The sequence below is a fragment of the Streptomyces sp. NPDC029151 genome, from assembly GCF_055564315.1.
In genome coordinates this window covers 259,302-283,141 of the sequence record NZ_JBVHWQ010000008.1, presented here as the reverse complement: position 1 = coordinate 283,141, position 23,840 = coordinate 259,302, and the positions used below count along the sequence as shown (strand labels likewise).

General features: G+C 72.8%; 18 protein-coding genes and 1 pseudogene. 13 read left to right on the top strand and 6 right to left on the bottom strand.

Features of this window, described 5'->3' with window-relative positions; genetic code table 11:
- Positions 1-7 precede the first annotated feature (7 nt).
- On the bottom strand, positions 8-796 hold the full coding sequence (locus tag ACZ4VF_RS28430; RefSeq protein WP_467929477.1) for a DUF881 domain-containing protein: 789 nt from the start codon (positions 794-796) through the stop codon (positions 8-10).
- Positions 797-948: 152 nt separating this feature from the next.
- On the opposite strand from ACZ4VF_RS28430, the gene crgA reads away from it, so the two are divergent.
- Positions 949-1,203 carry a cell division protein CrgA gene (crgA, locus tag ACZ4VF_RS28425; RefSeq protein ID WP_467929476.1) on the top strand — a complete coding sequence of 85 codons (255 nt, stop codon included), beginning with the start codon at positions 949-951 and terminating at the stop codon, positions 1,201-1,203.
- Between the two features lie 302 nt (positions 1,204-1,505).
- Here crgA and ACZ4VF_RS28420 read toward each other — a convergent pair whose 3' ends face one another.
- Entirely contained in the window at positions 1,506-2,396 is an 891-nt protein-coding gene (locus ACZ4VF_RS28420) for a rhomboid family intramembrane serine protease (protein ID WP_467929475.1), read from the bottom strand.
- A gap of 82 nt (positions 2,397-2,478) precedes the next feature.
- A complete protein-coding gene (locus tag ACZ4VF_RS28415; RefSeq protein ID WP_467929473.1) occupies positions 2,479-3,036 on the bottom strand; it encodes a peptidylprolyl isomerase in 558 nt (185 codons plus the stop codon).
- Between the two features lie 284 nt (positions 3,037-3,320).
- Here ACZ4VF_RS28415 and ACZ4VF_RS28410 point away from each other — a divergent pair, with 284 nt between their 5' ends.
- From ACZ4VF_RS28410 to ACZ4VF_RS28385, 6 genes are all read left to right on the top strand, one after another.
- Positions 3,321-4,019 (top strand): DUF5324 family protein, encoded by a 699-nt coding sequence (locus tag ACZ4VF_RS28410; protein WP_467929472.1) that lies wholly within the window; start codon positions 3,321-3,323, stop codon positions 4,017-4,019.
- A gap of 217 nt (positions 4,020-4,236) precedes the next feature.
- The gene (locus ACZ4VF_RS28405; RefSeq protein ID WP_467929470.1) at positions 4,237-7,605 is read left to right on the top strand and encodes a hypothetical protein; all 3,369 of its coding nucleotides are present in this window, start codon (positions 4,237-4,239) and stop codon (positions 7,603-7,605) included.
- A gap of 4 nt (positions 7,606-7,609) precedes the next feature.
- On the top strand, positions 7,610-8,629 hold the full coding sequence (locus tag ACZ4VF_RS28400) for a hypothetical protein (RefSeq protein ID WP_467929469.1): 1,020 nt from the start codon (positions 7,610-7,612) through the stop codon (positions 8,627-8,629).
- A gap of 261 nt (positions 8,630-8,890) precedes the next feature.
- The gene (locus ACZ4VF_RS28395; protein ID WP_467929658.1) at positions 8,891-10,252 is read left to right on the top strand and encodes a sugar transferase; all 1,362 of its coding nucleotides are present in this window, start codon (positions 8,891-8,893) and stop codon (positions 10,250-10,252) included.
- Between the two features lie 169 nt (positions 10,253-10,421).
- Entirely contained in the window at positions 10,422-10,982 is a 561-nt protein-coding gene (locus ACZ4VF_RS28390; protein ID WP_467929468.1) for a DapH/DapD/GlmU-related protein, read from the top strand.
- Positions 10,979-12,166, top strand: coding sequence for a glycosyltransferase family 4 protein (locus ACZ4VF_RS28385; protein ID WP_467929467.1), 1,188 nt, complete (start codon positions 10,979-10,981; stop codon positions 12,164-12,166). The genes ACZ4VF_RS28390 and ACZ4VF_RS28385 overlap by 4 nt, the downstream gene beginning before the upstream one ends.
- A 130-nt stretch (positions 12,167-12,296) precedes the next feature.
- On the opposite strand, the gene ACZ4VF_RS28380 is transcribed toward ACZ4VF_RS28385, so the two are convergent.
- The gene (locus ACZ4VF_RS28380; protein ID WP_467929465.1) at positions 12,297-13,499 is read right to left on the bottom strand and encodes a glycosyltransferase family 4 protein; all 1,203 of its coding nucleotides are present in this window, start codon (positions 13,497-13,499) and stop codon (positions 12,297-12,299) included.
- 5 nt (positions 13,500-13,504) lie between these two features.
- Complete coding sequence (locus ACZ4VF_RS28375; RefSeq protein WP_467929464.1) at positions 13,505-14,485, bottom strand: NAD-dependent epimerase/dehydratase family protein; 981 nt, start codon at positions 14,483-14,485, stop codon at positions 13,505-13,507.
- Positions 14,486-14,650: 165 nt separating this feature from the next.
- On the opposite strand from ACZ4VF_RS28375, the gene ACZ4VF_RS28370 reads away from it, so the two are divergent.
- The 5 genes and pseudogenes from ACZ4VF_RS28370 to ACZ4VF_RS28350 all read left to right on the top strand — a co-directional run.
- Positions 14,651-16,177: a hypothetical protein gene (locus ACZ4VF_RS28370; protein ID WP_467929463.1), complete on the top strand. Its 1,527-nt coding sequence runs from the start codon at positions 14,651-14,653 to the stop codon at positions 16,175-16,177.
- Complete coding sequence (locus tag ACZ4VF_RS28365; protein WP_467929461.1) at positions 16,174-17,781, top strand: hypothetical protein; 1,608 nt, start codon at positions 16,174-16,176, stop codon at positions 17,779-17,781. The genes ACZ4VF_RS28370 and ACZ4VF_RS28365 overlap by 4 nt, the downstream gene beginning before the upstream one ends.
- Positions 17,778-19,304 (top strand): lipopolysaccharide biosynthesis protein, encoded by a 1,527-nt coding sequence (locus tag ACZ4VF_RS28360; RefSeq protein ID WP_467929460.1) that lies wholly within the window; start codon positions 17,778-17,780, stop codon positions 19,302-19,304. The genes ACZ4VF_RS28365 and ACZ4VF_RS28360 overlap by 4 nt, the downstream gene beginning before the upstream one ends.
- Before the next feature lie 180 nt (positions 19,305-19,484).
- Complete coding sequence (locus ACZ4VF_RS28355) at positions 19,485-20,945, top strand: fibronectin type III domain-containing protein (protein ID WP_467929459.1); 1,461 nt, start codon at positions 19,485-19,487, stop codon at positions 20,943-20,945.
- Positions 20,936-21,322 (top strand): annotated as a pseudogene (locus tag ACZ4VF_RS28350) (FAD synthase family protein); the annotation flags it as partial. The gene ACZ4VF_RS28355 and the pseudogene ACZ4VF_RS28350, both read left to right, overlap by 10 nt.
- 15 nt (positions 21,323-21,337) lie before the next feature.
- Here the strand turns inward: ACZ4VF_RS28350 and ACZ4VF_RS28345 are convergent.
- Positions 21,338-22,081, bottom strand: coding sequence for a CDP-alcohol phosphatidyltransferase family protein (locus ACZ4VF_RS28345; protein ID WP_467929457.1), 744 nt, complete (start codon positions 22,079-22,081; stop codon positions 21,338-21,340).
- Positions 22,082-22,143: 62 nt separating this feature from the next.
- Between ACZ4VF_RS28345 and ACZ4VF_RS28340 the strand changes: the two genes are divergently transcribed.
- Positions 22,144-23,718, top strand: coding sequence for a glycosyl hydrolase family 28-related protein (locus tag ACZ4VF_RS28340; protein ID WP_467929456.1), 1,575 nt, complete (start codon positions 22,144-22,146; stop codon positions 23,716-23,718).
- The last annotated feature ends 122 nt before the right edge of the window (positions 23,719-23,840 follow it).

The following is a 23,840-nucleotide window of genomic DNA, read 5'->3' as shown; positions in this document are numbered from 1 at the left end:
CGGACGTCTACCCCACTGGCTTCGCGTAGTGCAGATCCACTGTGCCGGAGTAGCCGGGAAGAGTCACCGTCCCGTCGTCGGTGACTTTCCAGCCGAGGCCGTAGACGTTGACGTAGACCATGTAGGTCTGGATCGCCTTGCTGTCCGCGAGGGCCTGCTTCAGCCGGCCCGGGTCGCCGACCGCCGTGATCTTGTACGGCGGTGAGTAGACGCGGCCCTGGAGGATCAGGGTGTTGCCGACACAGCGCACCGCGCTGGTGGAGATCAGCCGCTGGTCCATGACCTTGATGCCCTTGGCCCCGCCCTGCCACAGCGCGTTCACCACGGCCTGGAGGTCCTGCTGGTGGATGACCAGGTAGTCGGGCTGCGGCTCCGGATAACCGGGGAGCTTGGCGGTGGCGCCCGGCGGGGCGTCGTTCAGCGTGACGGTGATCCCCTTGCCCGTCAGCCTCTGCGTGCCCGCGCTCTTCTCCAGCCCACCCAGTCTCTCGTCCTCGGCCCTGGTGCTGCCGTCGTCGTTCTCGGCGAGCGACTCCACGCCGTCGCGCAGGGCGGCGTTGGACTCGTCCAGCTCCTTGTTCTTGCGGCTGCGCTGCTGGATCAGGTCGGACAGCTTCAGCAGCGAGCCGTCCTGGCGGATGTCCGTGCCCTTGGCCGTGTCGAAGCTGGTGAAGAAGATCAGCCCGGCGAGGGCGAAGACGGCCGCGGTGAGTATCCGCACGGGCCGCAGGCGCGGCCCGCGCCGGGGGCCGGGACCCGTTGATCCCGTCCCGGGGGAGTCGGCAGAATTGCTCAACGTACCCTTATCTCCTTCGGCGCCGCGGAAGCACTACGCTAACGGACGCCCGGGGGAGCACACAGAGTCGTCATGTTGGCCCCTTGTACGCTGCCCCGAGCCCGACCCAGTTACCTGCGCGGCCACGCAGCGCATCGACAGGAGAGACCCTCGTGCCGAAGTCACGTATCCGCAAGAAGGCCGACTACACGCCGCCGCAGGCGAGGCAGGCGCAGGCCATCAAGCTCACCAATCGCGCGTGGGTCGCGCCCGTCATGCTGGCCATGTTCCTGATCGGGCTGGCCTGGATCGTCGTCTTCTACGTGACGGACGGCACGCTGCCGATCGACAGCCTGGACAACTGGAACATCGTGGTCGGCTTCGGCTTCATCGCCGCCGGGTTCGGTGTCTCCACGCAGTGGAAGTAGCGCGGCGGACACCAGCTCTGCCCACGGCTCACCACTGAGTTATCCACAGCGGTTTTCCACATGGGGAAAAGAACGACGATCTGTGGATAACCCATCGGGTGTTGACGCCGGTGTGACCGGTCAACCGCTCCTCATACACCCGTTCGCCCCCTGTCCGACCTGCGGAAACACATCCGAGCGACAGGGGGCACAGCTGTGCTCGCACCATATGCACAAGATCCGGCACAGGCTGTGGACAACGGTTCGGTGACAGGGTGTTCCCCCGGGTCTGCCCGGGTTCCCCGCCCGCCGGACCCGCCCGGTCAGGTGAGCTGCGCGGTTCTGACCAGCACCAGGGCCAGCGCCAGGACGAGCACCACGGCACAGGTGCCGTACTGCACCAGCGCGCGCTTCTCCCGCGGGGCGTGGACCATCCCGTACCCGGTCACGACGCCGGCGACCAGGCCGCCGATGTGCGCCTGCCACGAGATGCTCATGGCCGGGTTGAAGGTGATGATCAGGTTGATCACCAGCAGGGCGATGACCGGCCGCATGTCGTAGTTGAGCCGGCGCATCAGCACGGCGGTGGCGCCGAAGAGACCGAAGATGGCGCCCGAGGCACCGAGCGAGGGGGTCGTCGGGGAGGTGAGCAGGTAGGTCAGCGCGCCGCCGGCCAGCCCGGAGACGAGGTAGACCGCCAGGTAGCGGGCGCGGCCGAGGGCCGCCTCCAGAGGGCCGCCGATCCACCACAGGCTCAGCATGTTGAACCCGATGTGCCAGTACTCCTCGTGCGCGAACATCGACGTCACGAAGCGGTACCACTCGCCGCCGGCGACGCCCGAGGTCGGCTGGTACGGCTTCGGGGGCCACGCGCCGTAGAGAAAGACGTGCTCCAGCAGGGAGCTGTCGGCCTTGATCGCGACGAACAGCGCGAGGTTGAGCCCGATCAGGATCTTGGTGAGCAGGCGCGGGTCGGCCGTGACCGTGCCGCCGGCGATCGTGCGCGGCCGGGACGCGGCGGGCGCGTGGCCCGTGCCGGAGCCGCCGCGCACACAGTCCGGGCACTGGAAGCCGACCGACGCGCTGACCATGCACTCGGGGCAGATCGGCCGGTCACAGCGGGTGCAGCGCACGCCGGTCTCGCGGTCCGGGTGCCGGTAGCACCCGGGCACGCTGCGGGCGGCGTCGTGCGCGCTCCCTGCGGCCTGGTCCATCAGATCCCCTTGGTCGTCGTGTCCCTGTACCCCGTGGCCGGATCGCGCCGGCCCCGACGGCTCCGTCCTGCCCCGCTCATCCTTACGGACGAGCGGGGTGATTGGTTCCCCGGCTCTCCCGCGTCTCCACGACGACCGTCTCGATGACGACGTCCACGAGCGGCCGGTCGTTGCGGCCGGTCGGCACGTTGGCGATGGCGTCGACCACCTTGCGGCCGGCGGGGCCCTCGACCTCGCCGAAGATGGTCCGCTTGCCGTTCAGCCAGGTGCTCGGCGTGACCGTGATGAAGAACTGCGAGCCGTTGGTGCCCGGGCCGGCGTTGGCCATGGCCATCAGGTACGGGGTGTCGAAGGCGAGGTCCGGATGGCACTCGTCCTCGAACCCGTAGCCGGGACCGCCGAGGCCGTTCCCCAGCGGGTCGCCGCCCTGGATCATGAAGCCGCTGATCACGGAGTGGAAGACCGTGCCGTCGTAGAGCGGTCTTCTGCTCCGCTCCCCGGTGCCCGGGTGGACCCACTCGCGTTCACCGCGGGCCAGCTCGACGAAGTTTCTGACCGTGACGGGCGCGTGGAGCGGGAAGAGCCGCACCTCGATGTCGCCGAGGGTGGTCCTGAGGGTGGCATAGAGCTGCTCGGCCACGGTCCGCCTTCCGTCGTCGTCCGCCGCGACACCTCGATCCTTCCACGGTCCGGTCCGCGCGTCGCCGGGCGGCCACGACTTCCGCCGGGCGGGCGGTGCGCCCCGGCGATTCGTGGCAGTGTCGGCCGAAGACCGCTTACCGCCCTCGATCATGCGGAAGAAGAGGCGGAGAGGAGACCGGCACCCATATGCCCGCCCGCGCATGCCTCACCGGCCCCGGACAGGCATGATCCGTAAAAGGGTGGAAAGTCGAAATACCGTACGCCACCGAGGAGGAGGAACCCGTGACCCGCATCGACAGCGTGCGCGCCGCGACCGGCTCGGCGAAGGACAGCGTGCTGCACGCCGCGGAAGTGGTGGCGCCCTACGCCGACACGGCCAAGGAGCGTGCCGCGCACTACGCGCAAGAGGCACGCGTACGGCTGGCGCCCGTGGTGTCGCAGGCCGCCGAACAGGCCCGCGTGCACTACGACGCCCGGCTCGCCCCGCGCCTGGAGCAGGCCCGCACGCATGTGCCGCCGAAGATGGACCTGGCCGCGCAGGAGGCCGCCGCCCGTACCCGCAAGGCCGCCCGGCAGGCCGCCGAGTACTCGCGTCCCAAGATCGAACAGGCCGTGGCCGCGGCCGCGCCGGTGCGTGACGAGGCCGCCGCTCGCGGCGCCGCCGCCCTCGCCGCACTGCGCGGTCAGGTCTCGGCCGAGGACATCCAGAAGCTGGCCCGGCGCAACGCCCGCCGGTGCCGGACCGGCCGCGCCGTGAAGACGCTGGCGGTGCTGGCCGCCGTCGCGGGCGGTGCCTTCGCGGCCTGGAAGTGGTGGGACAAGCAGGCCAACCCCGACTGGCTGGTGGAGCCGCCGGCGGCGACGGAGGTCCCCGACGGGGGCCACCTCACCTCGGTGGACGGCACCGGCGCCGGACTGGACCCGGAGGTGGAGGCGAAGCAGGCCGAGGAGGACGAGGCCGACCGCGACGACCAGCCGTAGGCCGGACCGGCCGCCGCTCACGAGCCCCCTCCCGCCGGTGTTTCCGGGGCGGAGGGGGCTCGCGGTGCGTACGGACACTCCTGTTTCCCGCCCGCCCCGGCCACGGGGCACTCACACGAGTGAACTTCGGGTCCGTCCGCGGGGAACGACCCCATAGTGGGAGGAGCTGGGGGCCGGGACGTGAGCCGTGCCTCCGTCGCCCCCACAGGAGGTCCCCGTGGAACCTCTCTTCCGTCTCGCCCTGCTGCGGCCCGCGATCGCGCAGGACCCCGACCAACCGAGCGTCGAGCTGGCCCAGCAGACCGACTTCCAGCGGGCGCTGTCCGCCGCCTCCGGCGCCCCGGACCCCCGCACCGAAATCAGGCGGGTGGTGGGCGAGTACGTCGCCGGCCCCCTGTACATCGCCGGGCCCGAGCAGGCCCCGCTGGGCAAGGAGACGGCGAGGTTCGCGGCGGCCCTGGACCGGCTGCCGGGCCAGGCCGTGTCCCGGGCCGCGGCCGGGACCCTTGCGGATGCCGAAGCGCGTCCCGGCCCCGCCACGCCTCCCCCGCCCCCGCCCTCCTTGCGGGACTCCGTGATCGCCGCCGTCCGTGAGGCGTTCGGCGCGGCTCCGGCGGACGTCGTGCAGAGCGCGCCGTACAAGGACGCCGTGGCCCGGCTGAGGGACAGCGTGCTCGCCGTCAAGTTCCTGCCCGCCGAGCACACCCGGCCGCTGGACCAACTCGTGCGACTGCTGCGCCACTTGGAGATCGTCGCCCGGCTCGTGGCGCGCCCCTCCTTCCCCGCGGCGGCGCAGGACCTCAGGCGCGCCCGCCGGCTGCCTCTGCGGCTGCCCGGTGCCACGGGGCTCGAACCCGTGCTGTCCACCGTCGAGGCCGAGCGCCGGCAGCGGGAGAAGGAGGACGAGGCGGCCCGGGTGCGACGCGAGCGGGCCGGGCAACTGCTCACGGTGTACCGGCAGTTACGCACGGCGATCGAGGAGCTCACCGGCCTCGGCGGGGAGCACTTCAGCATCAGCCCGCAGGCGGGGAGGGCGCAGGTGCTGCCGCCCGCCGACGCCACTCCGGCCGCCGAACTGGCCCGTCAGATCAGCTTCCACGACCGCCTCGCGGAGGCCAACCTGCGGGCCCTGGCCGCGAGCGCCGGTGGAGGAACCGGTGGGGGCACGGGCGGCGGTGTCCGCGAGGGCGTCGGCGCGGACACCGGCGAGCGCGTCCGCCCGGGCGGCGACGGCGACGCCCCCGCACGCACCGACGGCGACACCCGCGAAGGCGCCGGCGCCGGTGCCCCCTCGCGCTCTCCGTCCCCGGCTCCCCCGCCCGTTCCCGCCGCGGCCGGGGAACCCCCGCCCGACCCCCCGCAGCCCGGTGTCGTCGCCGGCGCCGCGCAGCTGGCCGGGCAGGTCTTCGGCGCCAAACCGGACCTGCTCGCCGGCAGCCCGGAGTTCGTCCCGGCGGTCCTGAAGGACCTCGGTTTCCGGCTGGGGCCGAACGCCCCGCAGCAGCTGTCGGAGCCCACCCGGGCCCTGCTGACGGCCCGCGGGATCGATGTGACGGCCCATCCGCTGGACCGGGTCGTCGCCCTGCTCCAGGGGGAGGTCGACCGGACGGCCGCGGAGCTGGAGAAACTGTTCGGCAAGCCCGTCAGGCGCAGTGTGCGCCGGATCGGCGACACGCTGGTCACCACCGCCACCCCGTTGCCGTCCGTCTGGAACGCGATCACCATCGGGGACCTGGACCCGGTCGAGAAGATCCCGCTGGAGACCGGCCGGGTCCCGGTCAGCCGGGGCAGCGTCAAGCCGTCCGGTGTGGCCGACCTCCTGGTGGTCCGCCAGCAGCTGGTCGGTTACGAGGGAGCCGACGTCGCCCACATCGAGAACGTGCTCAAGGGCGAGACCAAGCTGCGGGAACACACCCGGCGGGAGGAGACCGAGCAGGTCACCGTCCACGAGAGGGAGAAGATCACCTCCGAGGAACGCGAGCTGGAGTCGACCGACCGCTTCGAGATGAGCCGGGAGGCCAGTGCCGTCATCAAGGAGGACGCGGCGCTGAAGGCGGGTCTGACGGTCTCCGGGAAGTACGGGCCGACGGTGGAGTTCTCGGCGTCGGCGGAGGGCTCCGTCTCCCGGTCCAAGGAGGAGGCGACGAAGTCGGCGTCCACGTTCTCGCAGGACGTCACCCAGCGCAGCGCGAGCAAGATCTCCGAGCGGGTGCTGGAGCGCACCTCCCTGCGGGTCACCACGGAGGTCACCGAGAAGAACACCCACACGCTCGACAACAGCCCCGGCGTCGGCCACATCTCGGGCGTCTACCAGTGGGTGACCAAGGTCTACCGGGCGCAGATGTTCAACTACGGACTGCGCACGATGTTCGACTTCATGGTCCCGGAGCCGGCCGCGTTCCTCGTCCACACCCTGCAGTCGGCCCACGCCGGAGCGGTCCAGCTGGACAAGCCGCAGGCCTTCGCCCTGATGCCGCACCAGATCGACGTGACCAACTACCACTACTGGGTGCAGGCGTACCAGGCGACGGACGTCTCCCCGCCGCCCGAGCGGTACGTGACCAAGTCCTTCGACTTCAAGGCGGGCGGCGGGGACAGCAAGACCAACTACAACCACTCCGGCCAGGTGACCATCGACGAGGGCTACCAGGCGCTCCAGGCGTCCGTGGCCTACATCGGCAACATCTGGGAGGGGACGTACTCCCTGGACGTGGTGGTGGGCCGCCGTACCCACCGGTTCGGACCGGGGGACCGCTGGGTGTGGATCACCATGCTGGACGAGGAGCAGGGTTCGGTCCCGGTCGCCGTGGACACCCTGCGCCTCGCCCAGGTGGCCGTCGCCGTCGAGATCAAGTGCCGGCGCACCGACCGGGCCATGGAGAAGTGGCGCGCGGAGACCCACGCCAAGCTGACCACCGCCTACCGCGCCCGCCTCTCGGAGTACGAGGAGAAGCTCGCCGCGCTCACCCTGGAGGCCGGTGTCGCGATCGAGGGACGCAACCCGCGGGCCAACGAGGAGCTGATCGCCCACGAACTGCGCAAGAGCTGCGTCAGCATCATGACCGAGCAGCACTTCGACCTCTTCGACGCGATGCACGTCACGAGCGACAAGGTCCCGCAGATGGACTTCGAGGAGGCCGCGGCGGAGGGGGCCTACGTCCGTTTCTTCGAGCAGGCCTTCGAGTGGGAGCACATGACGTGGGTGGCGTACCCGTATTTCTGGGGCCGCAAGTCCGAGTGGGACGAGCGGCTCGCCTATGACGATCCCGACCCGTTGTTCAACCAGTTCCTCAAGGCCGGCTACTGCCGGGTGACGGTCCCCGCCCGCCTCGGTTTCGAGGGTGCCGTCGACCACTTCATGCACTTCGGCGAGTTGTGGAACGGCGGGCCCCTGCCGACCGTGTCCAGTCCGCTCTACCTGCCCATCGCCGACGAGATCGCCGAACGGCTCGACCGGCCCGGCGACGAGATCCCGCAGGGCGAGCAGTGGACCGTACGCATCCCCACGAACCTGGTGCGGCTGCGTCCGGACGACAGGCTTCCGCGCTGGGTGCAGAACGCGGACGGCGACTGGGTCGAGGCCTGAGGGGATGAGGCACTTCGTCCTGGTGGCCGGGTATCCGCAGCCGCCCAAGAGCCTGCCGTTCCGGGCGTACTGCGAGAACCGGGTGCGGCGGCTGGTCGCGGCCAACAAGGCGCGTGAGGACCTGGTCTTCCAGATCATGGACGTGGGCAGCGGGGAGATCGTCGTCCGGACGTTCACCTATCCGGGGGGCGACCGGACGGAGTCGGTCGCCGCGGTCCGCTCCTTCCGCCCGGTCACCCGTGCCCTCTACAGCGGCAACGCCTTCGGGGACGGCCACTTCGACGTGATGTCGGCCATGGACGTCTACGCGGCGGTAGGCACCATCGGGGCCCGCGCCCCCGGCACCCTGATGGAGCTGAGCTTCTTCTCGCACGGGTTCGCCGGGGGCCCGATCCTGGTCGACAGCTTCGACGACGGCCAGTGGCAGCCGCCCGGCAGCCGGTACGCCGAGGTCGTACCCAGCGGGAGACGGGACCCCGACGACAGGGATCCGCGGACGAAGGACTTCCAGCCGGCGAACATGGACCCCGCGGCACTGGCCGCCTTCCGGGCGGCCTACCACCCCGACGGTGTCAACTGGAGCTGGGGATGCGCGTTCGGCCATGACTTCAACCAGGTCCTGGCCAAGGTGGAGCACCACCCCGACTACCGCTCCGCCGGCCTCGCCGACAGCCAGGTCCTGGTCCTCGGCGACCTTCCCCCGGGGCCGGCGGCCGTGCTGGGGGCCGGTCTGGGCCGGGCCTTTCCCGACCCCCGGAGGATCGAGGTGACCTTCGGGGAGTTCAGGCAGTTCGTCCGCAGGGAGATCCTCGGCTCGTACAGCCACGCCCTCGCGGTCGCCTCCGGGCGGAAGACCTTCGGCGCCCTGCTCGGCACCTACGCCGAGCCCGACACCGGTGCCCGTCCGCTGATGCACGTGAACAGTGCCTTCACCCGGCACTTCACCTTCTACAAGAACTACTTCGGCTTCACCTTCGACCCCGAGAGCCGGCGGTACGGCAGCTACGAGCCGGACTTCGGCTGATCCCGGCACCTCCCCGGCACGGAGTGGGAGCAGGTAAATCCGACATAGCCGCCTATCACTTGATATAAAGATCACATGAAGGCGTGACCAGCCCCTGCGGGCGGTGCGGCCGCGCCCGTTGTCTGCGATTGGAGCCCCCTAAGGAGAGGCATGCGGCCCTTCAGACTCGCGGCATCCCGACAGGCGCCGCTCTCCGTGCCCCGCCGGCCCGCCCATCCGGACGGCACCCAGGCACGCTGGTACGGCCCCCTCTCGGTCGGTGTGGACCTGGCCGGCGCGGCCCTTCCGGTCGCGGCGGCGATCGTGGAGGTCCACGAGCCCCACCCGCTGCGTCTGGCGGCCGCCGCCGCCCTGCTGTGGCCGCTCATCAGAGTCGCCGGCAAGCGGTACACGCCGTCCGCCTGGGGGGACGGCGGGGGCCTGCGGGCCGTGCTGCGCGACTGGCTGCTGCTGGTCGGCGCGCTGGCGACGCTGCGCGTGCTGTGCGGGCTGCAGAGCGTGCCGGCCGAGGCCTTCACCGCGCTCATCCCCGCCCTGGTGCTCACCGCCGCCTGCCACAAGGTGGTCCACCGCCACCTCCTGGCCGCCCGCCGCGGCGGACGCGCCCTGCGGCACGTCGTGGTGGTCGGGGAGGGACCGACGATCGACGCGGTGGTCGGGCAGCTGGCCCAGCGCACCGACCACGAGTACGTGATCGTGGGCTGCTGCCCGGTCGGGGAGGACGAGGTGCTCTCCGGTGTCCCGGTGTACGTACGGCTGCCCCGCGAGGAGCCCCAGGCGCCCGGCCAGGACGCCACGACGGTGCTCGGCGCGGTGGACGAACTCCGCGCCGACCTGGTCTTCGTGGTGCCGGGCCCGCACCTGGCGGGCGAACGGCTGCGCCGGCTGTCCTGGGCGGTGCACGACCGGGGGTGCCCGATCGTCGTGCTGCCCGGCATCATCGAGGTCGCCCGCCGCCGGGTCCGGCTGACCTCGGCGTCGGGGCTCACCCTGCTGCACATCGCGCCGCCGCTGCGCCGTGGCCTGCCGGCCCTGCTGAAGTCGGCCGTGGACCGCGTGGGCGCGCTGCTGCTGATCGTGCTGCTGTCGCCGCTGCTGCTCCTGCTGGCGCTGGCGGTGCGGCTCGGCTCGCCCGGCCCGGCCTTCTACCGCCAGACCCGCGTCGGGCAGGACAACACCACGTTCCCGATGTGGAAGTTCCGCACGATGGTGGTCGACGCGGACCGCCTCAAGGACGAGCTGGAGGCGGCGAACGAGCACGACGGCCACATGTTCAAGATGCGCCGCGACCCCCGCGTCACCCCCCTCGGACGCGTCCTGCGCCGCTACTCGCTGGACGAGCTCCCCCAGCTGTTCAACGTCCTCCTCGGCCACATGTCCCTGGTCGGCCCGCGGCCGCCCGTGCCGGAGGAGGTCGCCCGGTACAACCCGGTGGAGCTGCGCCGGCTGCACGTCAAACCGGGCCTGACCGGGCTGTGGCAGGTGAGCGGACGGTCGGACCTGTCCTGGCACGAGACGGTCTCCCTCGACCTGCGCTACGTCGACAACTGGTCCCCCTCCATGGACATCAACGTCATGGCCCGCACCGTGCGCGCGGTGCTGAACGGCCAGGGCGCCTACTGAAGTTCCTCCATCCGGGCAGGCCTGCCGCCAACACGCGCCGATGGCGGCGGCTTCCCCTCCCGCGGCATGAAGGATCACGCGGAGGACCACCGAGCCGCACACCCCGGACCTGGGGAAGGAACCGGGAAGGGCCGGGAGGATCCGGGAAGGAACCGGGAGGAACACCGTCATGGCGCAGACCGCCGCCGCCCCGCACCGGCCCGTCGTGGAGAGATCCCTGCGCGGATTCACCGGCGCCGGTTACGATAAGGGGCGCCCCCTGCTCGTCCAGGCCGCCTGGTTCGCCGTCCTCCACCTGGTCTTCGTCAAGTGGTGGTGCCCGGACCGCTGGCGGCCGGCGCTGCTGCGCGCCTTCGGCGCCCGCGTCGGGCAGCGGGTGCTGATCCGGCACGGCGTGCGGGTGCACTGGCCGTGGAAGCTGGAGATCGGCGACGACGTGTGGATCGGCGAGAACGCCTGGGTCCTCAACCTCGAACCGGTCACGATCGGCCACGACTGCTGTGTCTCCCAGGGCGCGCTGCTATGCACGGGCGGCCACAGCCCCCGGTCCGCCACCTTCGAGTTCGACAACGGACCCGTCCGGCTGGAGCCGGGCAGCTGGGTCGCGGCCCGTGCCGTCGTCCTGCGCGGGGTGACCGTCGGCCGGGGCGCCGTGGTGGGCGCCGGGGCCGTCGCCCACCGGGACCTCGCGCCCGGGGCGGTCCTGACCACGAAGGGACGTACGGCATGAGACTGCTCCACGTGGTCACGCTCGTCAGTGACGACGGTGCCTTCGGGGGTCCGCCGAGCGTCGCGGTCGCCCAGTGCGAGGAGCTGGCCGCACGCGGCCACGACGTCACACTGGTCTCGCTGTGGCGGGGCGGCGGCCGGGCACCCGACCGCGTCGGCACCGTACGGCTGCGCTCCCGCCCCGCCCGCACGCTGCTGCCGGGACGGGGCTTCATCGGCCTGCTGCACCCCCTTCTCGTCCGCGACCTGTGGCGGGCCACGCGCGACGCCGAGGTCGTGCACGTCCACGCGGGCCGCGACCTGGTCTCCCTGGCCGCCCTCGCGGTGGCGGCCCTGCGCCGGGTGCCGTGCGTGGCCCAGACCCACGGCATGGTCGAGCCGCGCACCGCGCTCCCCGTCCGGCTGTTCGACCTGCTGTACCTGCCGCTGCTGCGCCGGGCGCGCGCCTGCTGCGTGCTGACCGAGCAGGAGCGCGGGCTGGTGGCGCGGGTGCTGGGGCCGGACGGTCCGCCGCTGCGGATCCTGCCGAACGGGATCCGGCCGGGGCCGCCCGAGCCGGAGCCACGCCGGCCGCGCGGGCCGCACGTGCTGTTCCTGGCCCGGCTGCATCCCCGGAAGCGGCCCGAGGCCTTCGTGGAGATGGCCGCGCTGGTCCACCGGACGATGCCCGAGGCCCGCTTCACGCTGTACGGCCCGGACGACGGCTCGCTGCCCGCCGTGCGCCGGCTCATCGAGGAGGGGCCCGCGGGCGTGGTCCGCTACGGCGGTGCGCTCGACCCGGCCGACGCGCGCGAGGCGTACCGGTCGGCGGCCGTCCACGTGCTGTCCAGTGTGAACGAGCCGTTCGGGATGACCGTCATCGAGGCGCTGGCCGCCGGCACGCCGGTGGTGTGCACCGACACCTGCGGCATCGCCGACGAACTGGCCCGCCGCGGAGCCGCCCTGGTCACCGACGGCACCCCCGGGTCCATGGCGGCGGCGGTCCACCGCCTGCTGACCGACCCGGCCCTGTGGGCCCGGATGGCGGATGCCGGCCGCCGGGTCGTCGAGGAGGTGTACTCCATCGGGGCGGTGACGGACCGTCTGGAGGAGATCTACCGGACCGGCACCGGCACGGACCGGGCCGCACGCCCGGCCGACGGCCGCCCCCGGCAGGAGACCGCCGCCGCCGGCCCGGCCGGCTGACCGGCCGAGGCCGCGCCCCGGTCCCGGTCACCGCCCGGTGCCCCGCCGCACGGCTGCTCCGGCGGGCGGACCGGCCGGCGTGCCCGTGGCCGACCGCGTGTCGCGGCCGGCCACGGGAAAGGGGGGCCGGTCAGGGCCGGCGGCGGTGTCCGGCCGCGTCCTGGAGGATGGTCTCGAAGCGGGAGGCACAGGACTCCAGGGCGAACTCGCGCTCGGCCAGGGCGCGGCTCTCCTTGCCCAGCCGCTCGGCCCGGGCCGGGTCGGACAGCAGGTCCCGGATCCAGGTGGCCGCGTCTTCCAGGGCCTGCTCGCCGGGTGGGAAGACCGCCGAGCCGGCCTGCCGGAGCAGCCGCGCGGCGAGGTTGTCGGCGGGCATCAGGCCGAGCACCGGCCGCCCGGCGCACAGGTAGGACAGCGTCTTGGACGGCACCGAGAACTGCCCGGCGTCCGGGTCCAGCAGGACGACGAGGACGTCACCCGTGCCGAGGACCTCGGACAGCCGCTCGTAGGGCTGGAAGGGGAGCAGGGTCAGCTCGACGCCCCGCGCGGCGGCGGTATCCCGGAGCACGGGTACGGCGGGACCGTCGTTGACGACGACGAGCCGTACCGGGCTCCCCCGGTCGCGCAGCCGCTCGGCCAGCCGCACCAGCAGCTCGGGGTTGTGCTTCAGCCCGAGCGTGCCCGAGTACAGCACCGTCCGCACGTCGTCCAGACCGTGCTCCGCCGACCAGGCGTTGGACCGCTGCACCGGCACGATCTCGTCCAGCGGCGCCCAGTTGGGGATGACGGTGACCTTGCCGGCGGTGCCCCACTGCTCGTGGACCCGCACGAACGAGTCGGCGATCACCACGACGGCCGCGGCCTGTCGCGCGGACCACTTCTCGCCGGCCCCGAAGACCTTGGCCGCCAGCCCCATCGACCGGGCGACACCGCCGGCGGCGAAGCTCTTCAGCGCGACCGCGGTCACGTCCTGGTGCCACAGCACCCAGGGGATGCGCAGCCTGCCCAGCACGGCCGCGGCCGCCACCAGCACCGGGATCGGCAGGTTGGACAGCAGCGCCACGTCGGGTTTCTCGCGGCGGACCTGCCGGGCGAGTTCGAGGCCCAGCCGGATCTCCTGGCCGAGCCGGCGGACGTAGGCCTCCTTGCGCAGCCGGACGCCGTCCCCGATGGTGGCGAAGCGCAGGCCGGAGACGTCGGAGGCGAGGTCGCCCTTGCCGGAGACGTAGGCCGTGCACGTCGAGTGGACGACCTCGTGGCCGCGGCGCGCCAGCTCCCGGCTCAGTTGCGCCTGGAAGGGGTGGCCGCTGTAGTCGTGGACGAGGATTCTCATCGGCGTCACTGGTGGGAGCGCTTGACCTGGTCGTAGACCCACGCGTAGGTCTTCTCCAGCCCGTCGGCCAGGGAGACCGACGGCTCCCAGCCGTGGATCTCGCGGATCAGGGTGTTGTCGGAGTTGCGGCCGCGCACTCCCTGGGGGGCGTCCAGCCGGTAGCTGCGCTCGCAGCGGATGCCCGCGATCCGCTCCACGATGTCGACCAGCTGGTTGATGGTCACCAGCTCCGAGGAGCCGAGGTTGACGGGTACGCCGCTGTCCCCGGCCATGATCATCTGCGTGCCGTGCAGGCAGTCGTCGATGTACATGAAGGAACGGGTCTGCAGGCCGTCGCCCCAGATCTCGATGCGGTGGTCCCCGGAGAGCACCGCCTCGGCCACCTTGCGGCACACCGCGGCGGGTGCCTTCTCCCGGCCGCCGTCCCAGGTGCCGTGCGGGCCGTACACGTTGTGGTAGCGGGCGACGCGGGTCGTGAAGCCGTAGTCCTCCGTGTAGTGGCGGCACATGCGCTCGGAGAAGAGCTTCTCCCAGCCGTAGCCGTCCTCCGGCTGCGCCGGGTAGGCGTCCTCCTCGCGGAGCGCGGTGACGTCCGGGTCGCTCTGCTTCCCGGCGGCGTAGACGCAGGCGGAGGAGGAGTAGAAGTACCGTTCCACACCCGCCTCGTGCGCGGCCTGCAGCATGTGGGTGCTGGTCAGCACGGACATCATGCACGCGGCCTTGTTGTTCTCGATGAAGCCCATGCCGCCCATGTCGGCGGCGAGCATGTACACCTGCCGCGCGCCCCGGACGCCCGCGCGCGCGTTCTCCAGCAGCGACAGGTCGGCGATCACGTTCTCCGCGGCGTCGTGGACCTGGTACCACTCCTGCCGGGGCTTGATGTCGATGGAGCGGACGGTGAGCCCCTGGGCCAGCAGTGAACCCACGAGATGGCCCCCGATGAACCCCCCGCCCCCGGCAACGACGACGTCGACCTGCTTGTCCATGGGCAACTCCTCTGTCCGAAGATCTGATGACCTGACGCGACTAGGAATGCACATTTGTCCTGATTTTAGGCTTATGGCACGCCGACCGCTCCGCCCGCGTCACCCGATGACGGAGCCGCGCGCGCCTGTCCGACTCGGCGAATAACGGGCGATATAAACCCTTTGATGAGCTTTCAGATGAAATACCCGATGGTGCAGGAGTCGCCGGGAGGGGAGGCACCCGCCCGCAGCGCGGTCGCGGTCTCCCTCTGGGCCCTGGCGCTGCTGGTCCTGCTGCCGGGGCTGCTCCTGTCGACGGGCGGCACCCGCCCGTCGGTCGCGCTCGTCGCGCAGACCGTGGTGGTGGCGCACACCGGATCGGCCCTCGTCCGGGTGCTCACCGCGACGACGGTGCGGCTCGTCGCCCTGGGCTTCTGGATGTTCGCCTACATCTGGCTCGGTCTCGCCCCCCTGGCCCAGCTCGCCACCGACACCTACCCGTGGCCCTACCGGACCGGCCAGGGCACCGCCCTCACCGCCGTGGCCGTCGTCGAACTCGGGCTGCTCGCCCACACCGCGGGAGCCGCCCTCGCCGCCCGCCGGGAACGCACCCGCGCGGCCGCCTCCGCACCGGGGCCGGCGGAACGCCTGCTGGGCCGACGCCTCGCCCCCTGGCGCCTGCTCTCGCTGTGCGGACTCGCCCTGGCCCTGGCCGTCCTGCTCGTCCCCGGCCAACCCGGCGGCCTCCGCGCCTACTTCACCAGCCGCCAGGCGCTGCACGAGGCGGGCCTGACGGACGGTTCCGGCGACGCCTTCCTGGCGGCCCTGCGCAGCTGGTCCCTGTCCGTACCCGCGTTCTGGGCGCTGCTGGGCCTGCTGCACGTACCGCGCGTCCCCGGCGGCGACCGGGTGCTGCGCGGGGTCCGCCGGCTGGTGCTGCCGCTCCTCCTCGCACTGAACGTCGTCGTCAACAACCCCGTCAGCAAACCGAGGTTCTGGGTCGGCACGGTCCTGATGGCCCTGCTGTTCTCCGTGCCCCGGCTGTGCCGGCCCCGCGCCTTCCGCGCCATCGCGGCCACCCTCATGGCGGCCGTGCTGCTGGTCTTCCCCTACAGCGACTACTTCCGCTACAGCGACCGGGAGCAGTTCACCGTCGTCTCCCTCACCGCGCAGTTCACCGCCAACGGCGACTACGACGCCTTCCAGCAGGTGCAGACCGGTGTCGACCTCGCACGGGACGAGGGGTTCGCACCGCTGGACGCGCTGGGTCCCGTGCTGTTCTGGATCCCGCGCTCGATGTGGCCGGACAAGCCGGACGACACCGGGATCGCCCTGGCCCGCTACGCCGGCTACGACTTCCTCAACCTCTCGGCACCGCTGTGGATCGAGAGTTACCTTTGGGCCGGCCCGCCCGCCGTGGCCGCCGTGTTCCTCCTGCTCGGCGCGGCCGGGCGGCGCATGGACGACGTACGCCACCGGCTGCGCGGCCGGACCGGCACCCTCGCTGCCCTGCTGGTCCCGGCCTTCGCCTTCTACCAGATGGTCTTCCTGCGCGGCAGCCTGCTCGGGATCGTCGGCCCGCTGACGCTGCTGCTGGCCGTCCCGCTGCTCATCACCACCCGCTCGGCCCCCGCCCCGCGGCCCGTCCCGTCGGCGCCGCCGGCCACACCCACCCGCCCCGCACAGATCCCCGGAACAGGAGGCCATCCGTGACCGGCCCCATCCACCTCCCCGACCGGTACGACGAGCCGGACCAGCTCCGCGACCAGCTCCGCCGGCTCCTGCGCCACCGCGCCCTCATCGCCCTGGGTCTCGTCCTGGGGCTGCTCGGCGGGGCCGCCCTGGCGCTCGCCCGCGCCCACACCTACACCTCCACCAGCGAAGTCCTCGTACGCTCCACCGCCGACCCGTTCGGCGCGGTCAGCGTGGCCGCCGACAACCAGGTCAGCATGGGCACCGAGCAGCAGATCGCGGCCAGCACCGCGGTCGCCGTCCGCGCGGCACGCCTCCTGGGCCAGGCCCCCGGCAGGGCGGCCGCGCTGGAGGACGACCTGCGGATCACCAACCAGGCCAAGTCCCAGGTGCTCCGCTTCGAGTTCACCGCCCGCACCCCGGCGCGCGCGGCGCGCGGCGCCAACGCCTTCGCCGAGGCCTACCTGGCCGACCGCAAGGCCCGCAACGAGGCCGCCGCACAGCGGGCCACCCGCAGCGTGCAGCAGCAGATCGACGCGGTGCAGGCGGCCAGGAAGAAGGAGGCCGAGAAGGACGCGGACGACGACACCGCCAAGGCCGCGCAGAGCGAGCTGGACACCCTGCACAAGCGCATCGTCGACATCAGGTCCCGCGACACCGACGGAGGCGACGTCGTCCGCCGCGGCGAGGCACCCCGCGGTCCCTCGGTCCCCGGCCGGCCGACCCTGCTCGCGCTCGGCCTGGCGGGCGGGCTCGCCCTCGGCGTCCTGCTGGCCTGGCTGCGCTCCGTCCTCGACACCCGGGTCCGCTCGGCCGACGAGGCCCGGGCCGCCCTGCGCGCCCCGGTGCTCGGCCTGCTGCCCCCCGGCCGCGACGAGGACGAGGAGGCGGCCGGAGAACTGCTGACGGTCGGCCGCCAGGGCGGTGACCGCGCGGAGGCCCTGCGCGCCCTCGCCTGCCGGCTGCGCCGGACCGTGCTGCCCGCCGGCCCCGGCCGCGTCCTCGTCGTGTCCCCCCGGCACGGTGCCGCGACCGAGGAGGTCGCCGTGAACCTGGCGGCGGCCCTCGCGGAGTGCGGCGACGAGGTGCTGCTGGTGGACGCCGACCCCGGTACGCCCGCCCTCACCGCGCGGCTGCCGCTGCTGCCGGACGACGCCGGCGGTCCCGAGGAGGCCTCCCCCCTGCCCGCGGGCGGCCGACTGGTCGACGCCGGGAGCGCCGGGCGGTTCGCCTGCTGCGCCGGCGGCACGGACTCGCCCGGCCGGTCGGCCGGGACCTCCGCCGTCCAGCGGATGCCGGCCGACGCCGGCTCCCGCACCACGGTCGTCGTCACCCGGCCGCTGCTGGAGCACGCCGACGCCCTGGCCCTCGCCCACCGCGTCGACGGCGTCCTGCTGGTCACGGGACTCGACACCACCCGGCGGGACGACCTCGGGCGGGCGCAGGAGCTGATCGGCTGCTCCGGCGGGACCCTCCTCGGCGCCGTGCTCGACAGCGGCCCCCGGCACGGACTGCTCCGCTCCGTCCTGCGCCGCCGCCCCGCGCGCCGCCCCGCAACCGAGGCCGCCGCACCGGTCGTGGAGCTGCCGGCGCAGGACGACAGCCTCTCGGTCTCCCGCGGATGACCGCCCCGCAAGCGCCCGCCCCCGCCGCCCCGAGCAGCATCGCCGCCACCGCGCGGGGCGGGTGGTGGGGGGTGGCGGGCTCCGCGACCAACGCCGTCTTCGCCTTCGTCTTCGTGGGGCTGATCACGCGCGCCCTCGGAGCGCGGGGAGCGGGCTCCGTCTTCACCGGCGTCGCGCTGTTCACCATCCTCAGCCACGCCTGCAAGCTCGGCTCCGACTCCGGGCTCGTCCGCTTCGTCTCCCGCGACCTCGCCGTGGACGGCGGCCGCTCGGTGGGCGGTCTACTGCGCGCGGCCCTCGTCCCCGCGGTCGCGGCCAGTACGGCGGCCGCGCTGACGCTGCTGCTGAGTCCCGCGGTGGCCACCACGCTCCTGCCCCACCTGCGGCCCGCCGACGCGGTCACCCTGGTACGGCTCTTCGGGCTGTTCCTGCCCGTCGCCACCGTGGGGCTCCTCCTGCTCAGCGCCACACAGGGCCACGGCACCGTCGTGGGGTTCGTCGGCGTGGAGCAGATCGGCAAGCCCGTGCTGCGCGTGCTGATCGCCGTCCCGGTGGCCGCGTGCGCCCCGGGCATGCTCCCCCTGGCCGCGGCCTGGCTGCTGCCCGCGGCGGCCGGCACGGTGGCCGCCTGGCTGGCCCTGCGCCGCTGCCGCGCCGCCCGCGGCACCACGCACCCGGCCGTACGCGGAGACGTTCCCTGGCGGGCCTTCTGGAGCTTCTCGGCGCCCCGCGCGATCTCGTCCCTCTTCGACATCAGCGCGGTCTGGGTCGGTGTCCTCCTGCTGTCCGCGCTGGCCACCGGCACCGAGGCGGGCGTCTACACCGCGATCGGCCGTGTCGTCACCGCCGGCACCCTGCTGCAACTGGCCGTCCGGCTCGCCGTGGCCCCCCAGATCAGCCGGCTGCTCGCCGTCGACCAGGTCGCCGAGGCACGCCAGCTGCACCGCGTCTCGACCTGCTGGATCGTGCTCTTCTCCTGGCCGCTGTTCGTCCTCGTCGCGACCTTCCCCGAAACGGTGCTGTCGGTCTTCGGCCCGGAGTTCGTCCACGGAGCGCCCGCCCTGGTCGTGCTGTGCGCGGCCTCGATGGTCAACGTCGCGGTCGGCAACGCCCAGACCGTGCTGCTGATGTCCGGCAGGAGCTCCTGGCACCTCGCCGTCACCGCCGCGGCGTTCGCGGTGCAGCTGACGGTCGGTCTGATCGCCGTACCGCGGTGGGGCGTCCTGGGGGCCGCCGTGTCTTGGGGCGCGGCCATCGTCGTGGAGAACCTCTCCGCCGCCCTGCTCGTCCGGCTGCGCCTCGGCTTCACGACCGTCGACCGCGGCTACACCACCGCCCTCGGCACCGCCCTGGCGGTCTCGGTGGTGCCGGCCGCGCTGCGCCTCCTAGAAGGTGACACGCCGTCGGGACTCGCCGCCGGGATGACCTTGGGAATGTGTGTATTTGGTACTACTTTGTGGTGGTATCGCAGGCCGCTGGGAGTGAGTGAGCTGGTCGGAGTTCTGCGCCGTCGCGCTGCGTGAACCCAGGCAGGGACGCACGGCCGGGGCCCGGCGGGTCCCGTGTCATTCCCCGCGCGTCGCCCACACCACTGCCATCCGGGGTGTCCATTGCGCCTGAGAAAGCTCCCGTCGAGGGCGGCGACCAGGGCTGTCGCCGTCGCCCTCCTGTGCTCCGCCGTACAGCTCCATCCCCCTGCCGCCGTGGCCGCCACCGAACCCAAGGCGTCCTTCACCGCCGACCCGCTGACCACATGGCAGACGAACGGCATCGTCTGGTCGCTGGCCTCCGCGCACGGTGTCGTCTACGTCGGGGGCACCTTCGACGCGGTGCGGCCGTCCGGCGCGGAACCCGGTGAACGGGAGGTCCCGCGCCGCAACTTCGCCGCGTTCGACGCGGTGACCGGCGCCCTGCTGCCGTGCGCCCCGTCGTTCACCGGAGGCGAGGGAACCGTCCGCGCCCTCAAGGCCTCCCCGGACGGCCGGGTGCTGTACGTGGGCGGCTCCTTCAGCCGGGTGGGGTCCACCGGTGTGGCCAGTGCCGTGGCCCTGGACACGACCGACTGCACCCTGCGCAAGCACTTCCGGCCGGCGCTCTCCGCGACCGTCCGGGCCATCGACACCACCGGCCGGACGGTCTACCTCGGCGGCGACTTCGGCCGGGTCGGCGACCGGACCAGGCGGCACATCGCCGCCTTCACCCCCGAGGGCGCGCTGCGCCCGTTCCGGGCGGACGTCGACGCGCCGGTCCGCGCGCTGTCGGCCGTGCCCTCGCGCGGGAAGCTCTACGCCGGCGGCGACTTCGAGTCGGTCAACGGCCGCCCGGCCCACGCCCTGGTCGCCCTGGACGCCACCACCGGAGCGACCGGGCACACCTTCCCCGACTGGCTGCCGCCCCGCTCGTCGGTGAAGTCGATCGCGCAGGACGGCACCCGCTTCTACGTGGGCGCCGAGGGCCACGGCGCGGGCATCTTCGACGGCCGTATCGCGGGCCGGCTGGACGACGACCGGATGGTGTGGAAGGACTCCTGCCACGGCGCCACCCAGGCGGTCCTGCCCTACCGCGGCGTCCTCTACAGCGCCTCCCACGCCCACGACTGCAGTGGGACCCCGGGCGGCTTCCCCGAGCGTCAGGACCGGCAGCACCTGCTGGCCCAGTCGCCCGGGACCAGCAGGATCCTGCACTGGTTTCCCGACACCGACGAAGGGACGGGGGAGAAGGTGGGACCCCGTGCGCTGACGGTCGCCGAAGGCGTCCTCTGGGTGGGCGGCGAGTTCACCCGGGTCAACGGCAGGCCCCAGCAGGGCCTCACCCGCTTCGGTTCCGGTCCCGACACCGGTGCCCCGGCGGTGCCCGCCCTCTCGCTCTCCGCCGCGCGCGCCGGACAGGTCACCCTGCGCTGGCAGGCCTCCTGGGACCGGGACGACGCCACCCTCACCTACCGGCTCTACCGCGACGGCCGGCTGATCGCGCGGCAGAAGCAGTCCTCCACCTACTGGGACCGCCCGTGGATGAGCCACACCGACTCCGTGGACCCCGGGACCCGGCACCAGTACCGGATCCAGGTGTCGGACGGGACGAACACCTCGCCGAAGTCTCCCGCGCTGCGCGTGGCCGTACCCGGCGGGGCGACGGGCGGGACGGCGGGTGCCGCATGGAGATGACCCGCATCGGGTTCGCCCCGGGTGTCTACGACCTGTTCCACATCGGCCACCTCAACATCCTGCGCCAGGCACGCCGGCAGTGCGACCGCCTGATCGCCGGGGTCACCTCCGACGACCTGGTCGAGCGGCTCAAGGGCCGGCCGCCGGTCGTCCCCCTCACCGAGCGCCTGGAGATCGTCGGCAGCCTGCGCTGCGTCGACCTCGCCGTCGTGGAGTCGGAGGAGGACAAGATGGAGACGTGGAAGCGGCTCGGCTTCCACGTCATCTTCAAGGGCGACGACTGGCGGGGCACGCCCAAGTGGGAGGGGCTGGAACGGCGTTTCGCACAGGTCGGTGTGGAGGTCGTCTACTTCCCCTACACCCTGCACACCTCCAGCACCCTGCTGCGCGGCTCACTGGAGCTGCTCTCCCGGAAGAAGGCGCCGGAGATCGTCTCGGCGCAGCTCGCGAAACCACTTGACCAGGTAGGCGGCCATGAACAGGAGGTGGGCCAGCAGCAATGCGCAGTAGACGGAAAGGAAGACGTGCTGGCTGCCCAGGAATAGGAAGGCGACACAGGTGACGCCGTAGTCCACCGGCAGCAGCAGCACGGCCCGCAGCGCCGGCGCGGGCCGGGCCGGGGCCGGGGTGGCCGAGTGCCGCTTGAGCTGCTCGGTCAGGATCCCGGCGAAGAAGATGACCACGGCCGCCAGTTCGAACAGCAGCGGGGCCAGCAGGAAGGCCGGGTCGGGCAGCGAGAAGAACCGGTAGAACGACACCAGCACCACCAGGTGCACCGTGACCAGCTTGACGCAGTCCAGCACATGGTCCAGCCATTCGCCGGACAGGCTGCCCGAGCGCTGGATGCGGGCGAGCTGCCCGTCCGCCGCGTCCAGGGCGAACCCGACGGCCAGGGCCGCACAGACACCGGCCGACATCCCCGGGCCGGGCCGCACCCAGGCCACCGCGGCCAGGGCCGGAAAGGTGAACAGGGCGCCGAGCACGGTCAGCTGGTTGGGGGTCGCACCGACCCGGTAGGCCAGAGCGGCGAAAAAGCGGCCGGCCGGACGGTTGACGAACAGGGTGTAGGCCGACACCCCCCTCGCCGGCTTCTGGGCCGCCGCCATGTGCCTGAAGACCTCGATGAACCCGGTCATTTGCCTCCTTTGATGGAGAAAGCACGGGAAAGAAGGCGATTATGACAGAGTGGGGCAGACCGATGTCCCGTGTCAGCCGTCGGCACCTGCTGCGCGGCGGCGCCTCGGTGCTGGCCGCAACGGCCCTGTCCACCCGCGGCGCGGCCGCCCTCGGCCGCTCGGCGGACAAGCCGGACACCGTCGTCAACGTGGCCGACCTGGGCGCGGTGGGCGACGGACGGACCGACGACAGCGGGGCCTTCGAGGTCGCCTACTCGCAGGCCGCCGCGCGTGTCACCGGCGGGGTCGGCCGCGTGGTGATCGAGGTCCCCGCCGGCGAGTACCTGATCACCCGGCCGCACGCGCTGCTGAACGGCGTCGCACCGCCGCGGCCCGCGAGCGGCCTGCGCTTCTCGGGCGCGGGCCGGCGCATGACCAGCCTCGTCTTCCGCCCCGAGACCGGCCCGGGCTCCTTCCTCTGCCGGAACCAGGACGTGTGGTCCAACCTCTCCTTCGAACGCATGCAGTTCCGCTCGGCCACGGCCGGCGCCTCCTTCTTCGACTCGTACTCCACCGGGCAGGCGCAGGACTACCGGTTCTCCGAGTGCGAGTGGATGGGGGAGTGGGAGTACGGGCTCGCCCTGAGCGGTACGGACACCAACTCGGAGATGCGGTGGGAGGCGTGCCGGGTCGGCGGCCGGTACCGCAGGGCGTTCCTGTACGCGGGGCTGACCCGGGAGAGCCGGCAGGACCCGAACGACCAGGACCAGTTCCTCAACTACTGGTTCACCGACATGAAGGTCGAGTACGAGTGGGGGAACTTCCTGGAGTTCCCCTACGGGGGCTCCATCGCCTGCCGGGGCGGTTCGTACATCATCACCGACAGACGCCCCCAGAGCACTCCGGAGTACGGCACCACCAGCACGTTCTTCCGCTTCCCCGTCTCCCGGCACCACGACTCCGTGCAGCGGTTCCACGCCCAGGACATCCGCTTCGAGGTGCGCAACCCGGACGTCGTCGTCATCGACTGCGTGTGGAACAGCGGCACGGTCCACTTCAGCGACTGCGACGACACCGCCTTCGCCTACCGGGACTTCTCCGCCGACGTGCGCCCGCACCGCTACACCGTGGGCCCGCGCGGTCCGCTGGTCCGCTACGACTCCTGCCAGCTGGTGGGCCGCCACGAGTACCGTCCGGCCGCCGCCCCGGCCCGCCTGCCGGTGCTCGCCCGCTACGACATGTGCCTGCTGCGCAGCCACCCGGCCCGGGACTTCGCCGTCGCCGCCGGCACCGAGGGCCAGGTGCCCTTCGTCCAGTTCGTCGACTGCGTCGACGAGGGCGGCACGAGCGAGGCACCCCGCCCGGCCACCCCCTCCTCCCCCTCCACCCCGCCGCCGTGCCTCGCGCCGGGCCGGTCCCCGGACCCCAGCCCGACCCCGAGCCCGACCCCGACCCCGACTCCGGCCCCCGGCACCCCGTCTCCCGGCCCGGAGACGGCACCGGGGACGACACCGCGGCCGAGCCCCGCCTCGGCACCCGCCCCGCAGCCGGCGACGACACCCGCGGCCGGCCCCGCGACCACCCCCGGCACCCCGGACGCCCCGCTGCCCGACGCGGGCCGTGCGGGCTGCCCCTCCCCGCCGCCGCGGGCCCCCTGACCCGGCGTACCCCGTCCGCCCCAGGCCGCCTGCCCACCTGCGGAACGGCGGTCACTCGTGGGAGGGACTTCTCGGCGCCGGTGGACCGGTGACGGACCGGTCGGCACGCAAGCTCACTGCTA